The following is a 13,473-nucleotide window of genomic DNA, read 5'->3' as shown; positions in this document are numbered from 1 at the left end:
CTCACTGGACCAGCTCGAGGTGCGGGTGGTCCGCGGACACCGGGCAGACGTGGAGTTGCAGGTCGTAGCCTCGGGCGATGTCGATCTGGGTGTGGTTTCCCGGGGAGACACCAGGGGGGAGCGAGTCGCGGACCTGGTCCTCTTCGGGGGCCCAGTTCCTGGTGCTGCTGTCCCATTCGGTCGTGGCGATCGTCAGCAGCGGGTCCATCCCGGTGCCGCATGCGGAGCAGATCCGGGGCATGGGATCGGTGAGGCCCCAACGGGACCAGCCACGGGCCTTCCAGCCGGGGGAGATGGACAGCCTGTTCATGTAGAACTCCTGCGGCGCCACGGCGTAGGCGCTGTCCACCGCGTCTCCGGCCGGCTGCCACCTGCTCCAGTCCGCCAGCTGCTGCTGCAGCTCCTTGCTCAGTTCCAGGAAACTGGGGTACTCGGTGACCTCCTCCGGTGAGAAAAGGCACGGCTGGGGCACGTAGTCGGCGAACTGGACCGCGGGCGGCTCGGGAGGTGTGCCCAGGACGTCGGTGACCGCGGCGGTGGACCGCCAGAACAGCGCGGTCCTGGGGTGGGCCGGGTGGTCGAAGGGGCACCACAGCACCTGGAGAAGGTCGGACTCGGCCGGTCCCGGTGGGCGCAGGGTGGGGATGTCACGCACGTACAACTGGGCCACGGGCAGCATGGCGATCGGACCCTCGGGCCACGGGCAACCGGCATTGATCCGCTCGATGGCCGCTCGCTCCTCGGGTGTGTACAGGGGCACATGGGGACCGCTCTGCGGCCGGCTCGCCGCGGCCGCCTGGATGCGCCGCAGCAGCCGCACGTCTTCCGGGGCGACGGGCTCGTTCACCTGGTCCCACTCGTGCGGGCCGTCGCAGTACGGCCACGGCTCGTCGGCGGGCCACAGCAGCGGCCCGCCGACCGAACTGTCGTGCCGCGACGGAGACCCGGCGCGAGGGTGCAGCCGGGTCGCCGTGCGAGCCAGCGGGGCCAGTTGAGGGAAGAGCGCGGTGACGTCGAACGGCCGCGGTGGAGTGGTACGACTCATACTGGCTCCCGATGGCGCGGATCAGCAGGGTTCAGTTTCCGAGGTTGTACATCCCGGTGTTGCCCTTGGTGTTGGGGACGTAGACGTCGGGGATCAGCGGCTGCGACGTTCCGTCCGCCCGCTCGACTCTAGCGCTCATCTCGACACCCACGGGTATCGTGCTGGTGGCGTCCAGGTACCTGGGCGTCACCTGGTAGAAGACCGCGTCGTCCGCCCCGAAGTTGAGGTCCGTCTTCACCATTTTCTGGGCCGCCGTCTCGAAGGTCCGCATGCTGGGGGTGCCGGTGTTCATGCCGACCTGCCAACAGGGGACGAGATTGTCCTGTCCGCCGTCCTGTATCTGGCCCTTTCCACCGAGGACCTTGGCGATCAGGTGACACCGGGCGAGCCCGGTTCCGGGCAAGTTGCTGTCGCGGAACAGCTCGGCGTCCTGCCAACCGGTGATGTCACCAACGGCATGGCTGCCGTCAGGGGGGTTCTTCCCCACGCAGGCCTGTGCCGTGGTCGCCCGGGTTCCGGCCGGGCCGAGCGGGGAGGTGGTCTTGTTGACGTGCGCGACCGGTTCGGTGGTGTTCCTGATCCACCCGTTGCCGTTGGGGAGCGACCCGGTCGGCGCGTTCTGCAGGCAGGCGGCCTGCGGCTTGGCGGTCGAGCCGGTGATCTCCAGTTTGAACTGTTCCGCCTCCAGCACGCGCTGGTTCGCGAAGCCGTCGGAGAGCTGGGCCTCGGCGGCCTGGTTGTCCGCGAGCGGGACGTGTGCGCGCACGCAGGGCCTGCTGGGGTCCGCGGTGCCCAACCGGTGGATGTTCCACCCTCCGCCGGTGTCGTTGGGGATGATCTCGGCGCACTGAGCGCCGTCGATTCCCCCTTCATGGGTGGCCCCGAAGGGGAAGGCGCCACAGCTGTCGGTCGGGACGAAGTCCGTCATGGCCTGGAAGGGCTTCGAACCCCCGCAGGTGCGACTGGTGCGGTCGGCTATGCCGCTCTTCGCCCGCGTCAGCGGCTTGTCGCGCCCCCAGCCGTCGGCGAGGTTCTTCTGGGCCCACAGGTATCCGGCCGCCGCGGCGCCCGCCGCGCCGTTCATCCCGACGACCGGCATGACGCTGGGCACCACGCAGCCGGGGCCGGGGGCGCCGGTGGCACCGGTGTCCCGGACGTCGTCGTCACAGCGGATCTGCTCCGGGTTGCTCCACGAGGCGCTCGGGTCCGTGATCTGGGCGCCGGGGGAGGTCACGTACAGCTGGTACGACGTCGTGAACTCGACCTTCGTGCCGGCGGCCGGGGAGGAGGAGTAGGCCACATGGCCGTTGCGGGAGTCGCCCTTGACCAGTGTGCCTCCGTACCACGGGGCGGACTTGGTGGTCTTGCAGCCGGCCGAGCACGCGGCTCTGAACTTCGCGGTCAGGGACGTGACGGCCCCGGTCGCTCCGGTCATGGTCACGGTGACGTGCTCGTTCCACGTCGTGCCCTCGGCGGGCAGGAGGGCACTGGTCAGGACGTCCAGCGTGCCGGTGCCGATCTGCTTGCCGTTGCTGTCCTTGAGCACGTACAGCACGGTCAGGCCGCTCACGCAGTAGCTGAAGCGGCTGTATTTCCACGTCCCGGGAGTCGTGAGTGCGCAACTGGCCGAGTCGGCGGCGGCCGAAGCCTGCGGCTGCGCGGCGGGGAGGGACTGCCGCTTGGCCGACGTCACCGGCGTGGTGCTCATGGTGACGCAGGCCTGCGACGCACCCGCCCTGCGCTCACGGGAGCCGGGGCGCGTGGGCTCGCAGTGTTCTCCGGGTGCCACCGGGGCGGGCCGGGTCTTGGTGGTGGGGGTGGGAACGCCGGTCGGATCGGCCAGGTCGACGTGGTCCGCCTGGCGTCCGGGCTGCTCCTGTGCCTTCGGCGCCTCCTGCGCCGGGGCCATGGCCGTCGTGGTGGCGCCCAGCGCCATGACGGCCAGGAGGGAGAGGAGCACGTGCCGGGAGCGCCGTATTCGAGGCGGTCGGGAGCGCGGTATTCGAGACGATGGTCTCATCGTGCGACTGTCCTTTCGAGTGTGACGGGCCGGCCGGGTGCAGTCCGGCCGGCCCGTCGTGTTTCAGGCCGCGAGGGAGTAGATGATGTCGGAGACGAGCTCCTTGCCCTCCTGGGCGACCTTGGTGACCACCGGCTTCGCCTTGCTGATGAGCGGTTTCACCAGGCCGCCCCGGCCGAGGGTGGCCAGGTTCAGCACGGAGCCCCCCAGGGAGTCGATGAACTCGCCGCTGGTGAAGCCGTGTTCGATGCCGGTGAAGAGGGTCCCCAGCCCGCCGGCGACCACGGACACACCGGCGAAGAACGCCGCGCCCGCCGCCAGCGGGGGGAAGACCAGACTGGCCAGGCCGAGACCGGCGGCGATCATGCCCGAGGCGATGCTGACCGTGTTGGCGGCGTCGGCCCACCAGCCGGCGTCCGACCACCAGTCCTCCTTCCCGGAACCGGTGCCGTTCGGGCGTACCTCGTCGTGAGTCTCGCTGTCGGCCGGGTTCCGGCCCGCCTCCCGCTCCTGCCTCGCCTTCTCGGCGGCTTCACGGGCGGCCTCGCGGATCTCGGCCTGGCGCTTCTGGACGGCGATGCTGCGCGCCTGGCTGGCCGCCGCGGCCGCCGTCGCCCTGTCCTTGCCGGCCTGCAGAGCGGACTGGCGGGCACTGGCGGCGGACGCCTGGGCGCTGTAGGAGGACTGGAGCGCCGAACGGGCCGCGTCCACGGCCTTGTTCGCGGAGTAGTTGGCCGACCGGGAAGCGCTGCGCGCGGTCGCCGCCGCCGACTTGGCCTGGTTGGCCGAGGCCTGCGCGTTCGCCGCCGACCGGTCCGCGGCGTCGGCGTTCTGCTTCGCCTGGGTGGCGTAGTTGTTCGCCTTGCGTGACGCGTCGAGCGCCTTGTCGGCCCACTCCTGGGCCTTCTCCGCTGCTTCGCGGGCCTCCGCCGCCGCCTTCGACGCGAGTGCCGCGTTCTCCTGCGCGTGGTACGCGATCTTCGCCGCGGCCGCGATCGTCCCGCGGATCGCCGCGACGTGGGTGGCGGAGTCGTGGTCGAGCTGTGCCGCCGTGTACTGCACGGTCTGGACGAAGTTCCTGCGCATCCACGTCGGCCCCTCGAGGGCGACCTCCGCGTACGACTTGACGTACTCGCCCCCGGTGGCCACCGAGGTCGCGGTCTCGACCGCGTCATCCTCCCGGATCGCTTCGGGGTAGGTGCGGTTGAAGAAGTCCTGGAGCGCCTCCGGGGTGTTCGCGTCCAGCGCGTCGTTGGCGGCCTGGGTGACGGCCTTGCCGGGCTTGTCGTTGAGGATGCGGGCGATCTGAACCTTGTTGTCGTCCTGCGACGCCCGGATCACCCCCGACGTCAGGAAGTCGCCCACCGCCGTGGAACTGGAGCTCGCCAGCGCCGCGTGGGCCGCCTCGGCGATGGCGGGGCTGGATACCTGGGCGAGGTAGAGGACGGTCTCCCGGTCGTCCTGGTTCTGGGCGAGGTTCCGGTCGAGGTCGACCCAGGAGAGCACGTCGTCGTCGCTGCCGGACAGAGCGAACTGGGCGGCCTCCCGAGTGAACGCGCCCTTCGCCTGTAGCAGGCCGGTGGCGGCCTTGCGTCCGAGCGTGGCGGCGAGCGCCAGGTCGCCGGTCTCCCAAAGGGCCTTCTCGGCCGCCGCGATCAGTTCCCTGACGGCTTGCCCGGTCTGTTCCTCCTGCTTGCGCTTGTCCTCGTACTCGGCCTGCTCCTGGGCTTCGATCTGGGACAGCAGGCGGGCCTCGTCCATGCCCTGCAGCTTGTCCTGTTCCAGCCGGGACACCTCCGCGTCCCGGGCCGCCTGCTCCACCGCCATGGCGTCCTCGACGGCCTTGGTGGCGGTGTCCGCGGCTTTGACCGCCTCAGCCGCGTGCGCGGTGGACTTGTTCGCGTAGTCGATGGCCTGGCCGGCGTACTTCACCGCCTCGTCGGCGGCGTCGGCCGCCTTCTCCGCGTGGTCGGCGGCGGAGTAGGCCGCGTCCCGCGCGGTACGCGCCGAGGAGGCCGCCTTGTTGGCGAGCGCCTGGGCCGTGGAGGCGGCGTTGGTGGCGCGGTTGGCGGCGGTCGTCGCGATGGCCGCCTGGCGCTTGGCCTCGGCCGCCTCGGACTGGGCGGCACCGGCGGCCCCGGCGGCCTGCGCGGCGGCGGTGGCGGCCGCGGCGGAGTTGCGAGCGGCGGACGCGGCCGAGGAACCGGCGTTCGCGGCCTGCGCGGAGGCGGCCGCGGCGTAGTCGGCGGCCTTGGCCGCGGACCGGGCCTTCTCGGCACCGTTGCGGGCGGCGATGGCCGCGTTCTTGGCCGCCGCGGTCTTGGAGGCGTCCTTGGACGCGGCGATGGCGGCGTTGTAGGCGCGCGAGGCGGCGTTCCCGGCCGTCGCGGCGGCCTGGGAGGCCGCGGCGGCCGCCCAGGAGGCGCGGCGGGAGGCGGTCACGGCGGCGTTGGAGGCGTTGATGGCGTTGCGGGCGGCATTGGCCGCACCCTTGGCGGCACTCGCCGCCTTGCGGGCCGCCGCTGCGGACTTCCGTACGTCCTCCTTGGCGGCCGCGGCTTCCGCGGCGGCCTTCTCGGCCGCTTCCTTGGCCTTCTCGGCGGCGGTCAGGGCACGCGCGGAGGCCTCGACGGCCAGGTCGGTCTCGGCCTGGGCGCGCTTGCCCTCCCGTTCCACGACCGCGACGAGTTCCGCGATGGTCGCCGACTCCTGGTCCCGGGCCCGGGCGATGTGCTGGCCGGTGTCGAGGAACCACTGCACGTCCGTGGGCGTGCCACTCAGGGCGCGGTCCGCGTACTTCCGTACCTCGGGTCCGGCCTGGAACAGCATGGAGGACGCCTGCACTCTGGCGTCCTCCAGCCGCGCGTCGTACTGGCCGTCGGTGAGGAACGTCTCGAGCGCCTGCCGGGTGCCGGCGTCCAGTGCGGCGGAGGCCTCCCGCCGGACGGCCCTGTCGCCGGTGGCGGATACGAGGGAGGCCGCCACGCTCAGATCCTCGAGCAGAGCGGGCTTGTACGTCTCCTTCAGGAAGGCGGCGATGGCGTCGTCACCGTTGTCGAGTGCGGCGACCGCCTCGCGGCGCAGCCCCTTGCCGGCACGCGCGAGGTACCTGGCGACGGCGACACGGTTGTCCTCCGCGGTGACCTTCGGCAGGGTCTCGGTGAGGAACGTCCGGATCTCGGTGTCGGTGCCGTAGAGCGCGTAGGCGGCCGAGGCCTTGGTGGCTTTGCCTCCCGTGACCCACGCTTCGACCACCTTGGCCCGCTCGGTGTCCGGCAGGGCGAGCGGATCGGTCGGCGTGTCCTGGTCGGCGGCGTGCGCCCGGGGTGTCAACGACAGCGGAGCGGCAGCGGCGGCCGTCACGGCGGCGGCTGCGCCGAGGAGCCGTCTGCGACTCCAGAACATTGTCTGCATAAGGGCGTTGTCCTCGCGGTCTGTGTCGAAAGGAAAGTAGAAGACTGTGCTCTGCAGGTGACCATATCAACGGTGTCGACGACGAAATAGGTTGATGCTGAGCGAAATTGACTGTCCGACAGCAAAGCCTGATATGCAGCCCGTTCACGTCTTCACAGTTCCTTCACGTAAGTCGGTACAACCTTTCCAGGGAGTGTCAGGAGTCACACTGGATCTTCAACTCGCGTCCGATTTGGGTAGGTTCGAGGTGTGGACAGCGTTCGAAGATCGAGGTGGCATGGACAGGCTCAAGCGGGGGTCCGGGCTGGGATTCGATTTCTTCCCGGTATTTCCGCGAGGGGTTGGGGGCCCTCGTTGAATTGCGGAGCCTTCATGCCTTTTACCGGGCTGGATGACGGACATCCGGCCGAAAGAAAACAAATTTAGGACTGCGATGAAGGTACGCACCACCACTGCGGTGAAGCCGCAGCGGAAGAGACTCGTGGCGCGCGCGCTGGGCGCGCTGGTAGCCGGGGGCCTGGCATGGGCCGCGCTGGCGTCCGGAGTCCAGCCCGAGGCCGGCGGCCCGGCGGTGGCCGTCGCGGACGAGGCTCCCGGCTACGCGGTCGAGGACTACGCCTATCCGCAGGCCGACAAGATCCTCGAGGAGCAGGGCATCGTCCTCAAGCGCGGTGACGGTCACATCACCCTGGCCGATTGTGCCGACGGCCCCGGCCTCCTGCAGGTCATGGCCCGGCGGGAGGCGGAGACGATCTGCTTCAGGACGGTCGGCAACTCGGGCTGGCTGACGCTGGAGATCCCCGCCGTCTACGTCATGAGGGGCAACGACTACGAGACGCAGGTGGACATGACCGTCGGTGACGAGGAGAAGTCCTTCGACCTCGAGAAGAACACCTGGACCTCGGTGGGAGAGAGCGCGGACGAGCAGGGCCGCGAGCACCTGCTCGTGGAGATCAGGACCACCAAGTAGCGCCCAGCCGACTGTCGTTGCCGAGATCTGCCACCGAGGAATTGAACTGATGCGACACACCAGACCCGTGCGCCTGGCCGCACTGGCCGCAGCCCTGACCGCGGGGCCGGTCGTCATGACCGCCGTTCCGGCCGCCGCCGTGACGGGCCCCGCCTCCGCTTCCTCCGACACGACGCACGCCTACACGGCGCAGATCGTCGTCGGTAACCACGACCGCGGCTGCTCCGGCGTCCTGGTCGACGCCGAGTGGCTGCTCACCGCGGCCAGTTGCTTTGCCGACAACCCTGCCGAGAGTCTCGCGGTACCCGCGGGCAAGCCGGCCCGGACCACTACGGCGACCATCGGCCGCGCCGACCTCGCCGGAACCGGCGGTGCGGTCCGCACGGTCGTGGAGCTGGCGCCCCGCACCGACCGTGACGTGGTGCTGGCCCGGCTGAACCGCCCCGTCACGAACGTCACCCCCGTCGCTCTGGCCACCGCAGCGCCCACCGCCGGCGAGGAGCTGACTCTTGCCGGTTACGGCCGGACCAAGAGCGAGTGGGCGCCGCTGAACCTGCACACCGGGGTGTTCTCGGTGGACGCGGCCGCCGCCACCACCGCGACCGTGACCGGCAAGGACGGCGTGGCCGCGTGCATGGGCGACACCGGCGGCCCGCTGGTCCGCACGGTCAACGGGGCCAGGCAGCTGGCCGCCCTCGGCAGCCGCTCCTACCAGGGCGGTTGCTTCGGCATCGACGCCACCGAAACGCGTACCGGCGGCGTCGTCACCCGCGTCGACGACCTCCGTTCCTGGGTGGTGTCCAAGACCGGCGCCAACCGGATCACCGACTTCAACTGCGACGGCGTCGAGGACATCGCGATCGCCGACCCCGAGGCGACCGTCGGCGGCGACGCCAAGGCGGGTCTGGTCCGCATCGTGTACGGCGGCGGCAAGGGCACGGCGGAGATCAACCAGGACCTCGGCTGGGTCCCGGGCGGCTCCGAGGCCAACGACCTCTTCGGACAGGCCATCGCCACCGTCGACTACAACCAGGACGGCTGCACCGACCTGGCCGTCGGCACCCCGGGGGAGAACCTCGGCGACGCCGTGGACGCGGGCATGGCCGACCTCCTGTACGGAGCCCCGGGCGGCATCGGCACCGGCGCCACCAAGAACACCCACTTCCAGCAGGCGACGGGCAACGGCTCCATCAACGCCTCCACCCCGGAGACCGGCGACGTGATGGGGCAGGCGATGGCCGCCGGCACCACCGCCGCCGGTGAGCCCTTCGTCGTCATCGGCACGCCCGGCGAGGGCCTCAGCGGCGCTGCCAAGGCGGGCGAGGCGTTCTACGTCCGCGGCGGCACCAACGTCTCCGTCCACCAGGACAAGCTGGGCGTGCCCGGAGCGGTGCAGGCCAACGACGGCTTCGGCGCCGTACTCGCCGCCGACGCGAACCACCTCGCCATCGGAGCGCCCAACGAGTCCATCAACGGCGACGCCGCGGCCGGCAACCTCGCGGTCTTCTCGCACAAGTTGAACAGCGAGAGCCGGCCCACCCCGCTGTTCGGTCTCGACCAGGACCTGGACACCGTCTCCGGCGGTGCCGAGGCAGGCGACCGCTTCGGCGCGGCTCTGGCGCTGGCCCCGTACCGTCCGTCGGGGTCCGCGACCGCCGACGAGTCGATCCTCGCGGTCGGTTCACCGGGCGAGGCCCTGAACGTGAACGGCGTCAGCAAGGCGGAGACGGGCAGCGTCCTCACCTTCCGGGTCACCGCCACCGGCACCTACACCCAGCTCGCCGGATACTCCTCCGGCACCGGCGAGGACGACGTCTCCGGCACCTCGGAGGCCGGTGACCACTTCGGCTCCACCCTGACCGCGGTCAACACCGCGCCGCGCGCGGTGAGCACCGAGGCGACCATGAAGATGGCCGTCGGCATTCCGGACGAGGCCCTGGGATCCGTGGCCAAGGCGGGCGCGGTGCACGTCTTCTCGATGCTCGGTTCGCCGGGCGCCAACGACAAGTGGATCGAGTCCGGCGACGGCGACGGCATCCCCGGTGCTCCGGGCGCGAACCAGCGCCTCGGCTCCAGCATCCACTTCACCGGCACCCAGCTGTACGTCGGCATGCCCTACGGTCCGGCCGGCACCGGCGCGCTCTACGCCCTGCCGATGTCCAACGTGACCCTCGGCGAGCCCAACGCCGCGGTCACCGCCTACCAGCCGGGACAGGGCGGTCTCCCCGCGTCCGGCGCCACCTTCGGGTACGCGGCGAGGTAGTCACCGCGACAGTTCTCAACCGGCCGTGGCGTCCAGCGCCACGGCCGGCGCGTTTGCCGGACGCGGCACACCCGCGGGGTCGAGGACGAAGAGCGGGACGCCGAGCAGGTCGGCGCGGGCGCGCGCCTGTTCGGTGTACCCGGCGAGGGAGAAGTAGACGCAGGTCGCGGACTCCGCCATCGCCGTCAGCCACAGGCACTCCACATCCCGCACCGAGGCCGGGCCCACCGTCGGATCCACCTGGACGACGACGCCGGGTGCGGCCAGCCCGATGCCGGACACGGGCCGCTGCTCGGCGCGCCGGACGTCCCGGTGGCCCAGCCCGCGCAGATACAGGACGGCCGCGGTGACCGCGTCGCGGGCGGTGCGGATCGGGACGGCACGGTGGGCCGGGACCCGCGACCCGGGGGCGCGCCCGGACCGGCCGGCGGCCGCGCGGTCCACCGGCACGCGCAGCACCGTCCCGCAGGGACAGCCCAGCTCCGGCCGCGGCCACCGGCTCTCGGTCCCGCAGGCGGCGCAGCGCACGCCGATCCACTCCTCGTCCCACGTCCGGTGGATGACCTCGGTCGCGGCCCGGCGCGGGTCGAGCTCCGGGGCGACGGGCGCCCCGCACGCGCAGGGGTACGACGGTGCCGTGTAGCGGTGCCGGCGCCCGCAGGCGGTGCAGCACACCGAGATGGTCTCGGACATGGCCCCCATCGTCCTCTCTTGACGGCCCTCGGCTACCCACTTACATTACTTCCAGATCGTAGAAAACAAATTTCGCTATACGGAAGTTGCTACGGAAGAGCTCACCGCGGGGCGCGACGGGCGTGCGAATCCGACAGCCGGAGCAGGAGTACTCGATGGCTCGTATGACCGCTGCCCGAGCGGCAGTTGAGATCCTCAAGCGCGAGGGCGTCACCGACGCGTTCGGTGTGCCGGGAGCGGCGATCAACCCCTTCTACGCGGCGCTCAAGGCATCCGGCGGCGTGAACCACACCCTCGCCCGGCACGTCGAGGGCGCCTCGCACATGGCCGAGGGCTACACGCGGACCCACCCCGGCAACATCGGCGTCTGCATCGGCACCTCCGGACCGGCCGGCACCGACATGATCACCGGCCTCTACTCGGCGATCGGCGACTCGATCCCGATTCTGTGCATCACCGGCCAGGCGCCGACCGCGGTGATCCACAAGGAGGACTTCCAGGCCGTCGACATCGCCTCCATCGCCAAGCCGGTCACCAAGATGGCCGTCACCGTCCTGGAGGCCGCGCAGGTCCCCGGCGTCTTCCAGCAGGCCTTCCACCTGATGCGCTCCGCCCGGCCCGGCCCGGTCCTGATCGACCTGCCGATCGATGTCCAGATGACGGAGATCGAGTTCGACCCGGACACCTACGAGCCGCTCCCGGTCTACAAGCCGGCCGCGAGCCGCGCCCAGATCGAGAAGGCCATCGGCCTGCTCAACGCGTCCGAGCGCCCCCTGATCGTGGCCGGCGGCGGTGTCATCAACGCCGACGCCGCCGACCTCCTGGTCGAGTTCGCCGAGCTGACCGGCACCCCGGTCGTGCCCACCCTGATGGGCTGGGGCCTGCTGCCCGACGACCACGAGCTGAACGCCGGCATGGTCGGCCTCCAGACCTCGCACCGCTACGGCAACGCGACCTTCCTGGAGTCCGACTTCGTCCTCGGCATCGGCAACCGCTGGGCCAACCGCCACACCGGCAAGCTCGACGTCTACACCGCCGGGCGGAAGTTCGTCCACGTCGACGTCGAGCCGACGCAGATCGGCAAGATCTTCGCCCCGGACTACGGCATCGCGTCCGACGCGAAGGCGGCCCTGGAGCTGTTCGTCGAGGTGGCGAAGGAGCTGAAGGCGGCCGGCAGGCTGCCCGACCGCTCCGCGTGGGCCGCCTCCGCGCAGGAGCGCAAGGCCACCCTCCAGCGCCGTACGCACTTCGACGACATCCCGATCAAGCCGCAGCGCGTCTACGAGGAGATGAACAAGGCCTTCGGCCCGGAGACCCGGTACGTCTCCACGATCGGCCTCTCCCAGATCGCCGGCGCCCAGATGCTGCACGTCTACCGCCCGCGGCACTGGATCAACTGCGGCCAGGCCGGCCCGCTCGGCTGGACCGTCCCGGCCGCCCTCGGCGTCGCCAAGGCCGACCCGGACGCGCAGGTCGTGGCGCTCTCCGGCGACTACGACTTCCAGTTCATGATCGAGGAACTGGCCGTCGGCGCGCAGCACAAGATCCCGTACGTCCACGTCCTGGTCAACAACTCCTACCTGGGCCTGATCCGCCAGGCCCAGCGGGCGTTCGAGATCGACTTCCAGGTCAACCTGGAGTTCGAGAACCTCAACTCGCCCGAGCTGGGCGTCTACGGCGTCGACCACGTCAAGGTCGCCGAGGGCCTCGGCTGCAAGGCGATCCGGGTGACCGACCCGGGCGAGCTGGGCGCGGCCCTGGAACAGGCCAAGAAGCTCGCCGCCGAGCACCGGGTGCCGGTCGTGGTCGAGGCGATCCTGGAGCGCATCACCAACATCTCCATGTCGGGCACCAACGACATCGGCAACGTCGTGGAGTTCGAGGAGCTGGCGACCGAGCCGGGGCACGCCCCGACCGCCATCCGGACGCTGAAGGCCTGACCGTACGCAGTACGCCGAGAGCGGCCCGTTCCTGACGGACGGGCCGCTCTCGCGCGTGCCGGCCGGGGTTCCCGCTCAGTCGCCGACGCCGACGCCGACGCGCCTCCTCCGCCCCCGCCGCCGCAGTAGTACGCCATGCCGCCCCCCGAGCCGCTTCCGCGCTCGGGTGGGGAGTGCTTGAGCAGGCCCTTGTCCGCCACCTCCACCCGGTCGGTGAGCCCGGCCCGCAGGGCGAAGCGGGGCAGCAGGACACGCAGGGCGGCCACGTCGTGCAGGGCGACGGCGAGCAGCCTGTCGTCGGCGGTCAGACCGCGCCGGCTCGTGGGCAGCGGGTGCGCCTCCCGGAGGGCTCGCACCGGCGGCGGGCGGCCCGGCTCGGGCCGAGCAGCGGGTAGCGCGGCACGGCCTCCGCCAGGGGAATCCGCATCAGTGCCACCGCCAGGCGGACGTCCGGGTGCCTGGTCGGCCTCCGAATCGCGAGGGGCTCGTCACGGCGGCACGGGGGCCGCCGCGCAGCAGCGCGACCTCGTGCGGTGCGAGCCGGACCGTGCTGTCCTCGTCCTGAGACCACCCCCGGGAGCGCCCCGGGTGCCCGGGTTGTGCCCGCTGCCGGGAGCGCCTACGCGCGTTCAGCCCTCGTGGTGTCCATGGTGCTCGTGCAGTCCCGGCCAGTCGTCCGGGCCGCCGCCCTGCCACTCGACCAGCTCGCTGTCCGCCACGTCGGTCACGTACAGGTCGGCCAGCCGGAGCAGCTCGGCGACGTCGTCGACGTGCGAGGCGACGCCCAGCGTCTCGTCACCGGAGGTGACCCGGCGGGATCCGTCGAGAGCGGGGGAGTGGACCACGACGTGCGGATGCTCAGGTGGATGTGCCATGGCTTCAGGCTGCTGCGCGGACAGCCGATCCGCACCCCGGCGAACGCCGAGAAGCGCCGGATGCGGGACCGTCCGCATCCGGCGCTGCTCAGCCGGTGAAGGTTCTTCACGTGATGCCACGTGATGCCACGTGATGCCACGTGAGCCACGTGGTGTCCGTCCGACAGCGCGAGGCTGGGCGCGACAGGTCGTTCGCGCCGCCGGACGGAGTTCCGGGGCCCCTTCCGCGAAGGGGCGGGTGATGGCTGGGACC

Annotated in this window: 9 protein-coding genes; 4 read left to right on the top strand and 5 right to left on the bottom strand. The window is 71.2% G+C overall.

Going from position 1 to position 13,473, the window contains the following annotated elements; translation table 11 throughout:
• Position 1 precedes the first annotated feature (1 nt).
• From ACZ4V1_RS18980 to ACZ4V1_RS18970, 3 genes are all read right to left on the bottom strand, one after another.
• Complete coding sequence (locus ACZ4V1_RS18980; protein ID WP_468337037.1) at positions 2-1,045, bottom strand: hypothetical protein; 1,044 nt, start codon at positions 1,043-1,045, stop codon at positions 2-4.
• A gap of 31 nt (positions 1,046-1,076) precedes the next feature.
• Entirely contained in the window at positions 1,077-3,005 is a 1,929-nt protein-coding gene (locus ACZ4V1_RS18975) for a DNA/RNA non-specific endonuclease (protein ID WP_468337034.1), read from the bottom strand.
• Positions 3,006-3,128: 123 nt separating this feature from the next.
• Positions 3,129-6,479 (bottom strand): ALF repeat-containing protein, encoded by a 3,351-nt coding sequence (locus ACZ4V1_RS18970; RefSeq protein WP_468337031.1) that lies wholly within the window; start codon positions 6,477-6,479, stop codon positions 3,129-3,131.
• Positions 6,480-6,912: 433 nt separating this feature from the next.
• On the opposite strand from ACZ4V1_RS18970, the gene ACZ4V1_RS18965 reads away from it, so the two are divergent.
• Positions 6,913-7,449, top strand: coding sequence for a hypothetical protein (locus ACZ4V1_RS18965; RefSeq protein ID WP_468337028.1), 537 nt, complete (start codon positions 6,913-6,915; stop codon positions 7,447-7,449).
• Positions 7,450-7,498: 49 nt separating this feature from the next.
• Entirely contained in the window at positions 7,499-9,712 is a 2,214-nt protein-coding gene (locus ACZ4V1_RS18960) for a trypsin-like serine protease (protein WP_468337025.1), read from the top strand.
• Positions 9,713-9,727: 15 nt separating this feature from the next.
• On the opposite strand, the gene ACZ4V1_RS18955 is transcribed toward ACZ4V1_RS18960, so the two are convergent.
• The gene (locus ACZ4V1_RS18955; RefSeq protein ID WP_468337022.1) at positions 9,728-10,414 is read right to left on the bottom strand and encodes a hypothetical protein; all 687 of its coding nucleotides are present in this window, start codon (positions 10,412-10,414) and stop codon (positions 9,728-9,730) included.
• A 146-nt stretch (positions 10,415-10,560) separates the two neighbouring features.
• On the opposite strand from ACZ4V1_RS18955, the gene gcl reads away from it, so the two are divergent.
• Positions 10,561-12,345 (top strand): glyoxylate carboligase, encoded by a 1,785-nt coding sequence (gene gcl / locus ACZ4V1_RS18950; protein WP_468337019.1) that lies wholly within the window; start codon positions 10,561-10,563, stop codon positions 12,343-12,345.
• Between the two features lie 173 nt (positions 12,346-12,518).
• Positions 12,519-12,740: a hypothetical protein gene (locus ACZ4V1_RS18945; RefSeq protein WP_468337016.1), complete on the top strand. Its 222-nt coding sequence runs from the start codon at positions 12,519-12,521 to the stop codon at positions 12,738-12,740.
• A 234-nt stretch (positions 12,741-12,974) separates the two neighbouring features.
• On the opposite strand, the gene ACZ4V1_RS18940 is transcribed toward ACZ4V1_RS18945, so the two are convergent.
• Positions 12,975-13,220, bottom strand: a complete 246-nt coding sequence (locus ACZ4V1_RS18940; protein ID WP_468337013.1) for a hypothetical protein — start codon at positions 13,218-13,220, stop codon at positions 12,975-12,977.
• Between the last annotated feature and the right edge of the window lie 253 nt (positions 13,221-13,473).

The organism is Streptomyces sp. NPDC028991 (assembly GCF_055564775.1).
This window is presented reverse-complemented; position numbering and strand designations above follow the sequence as displayed.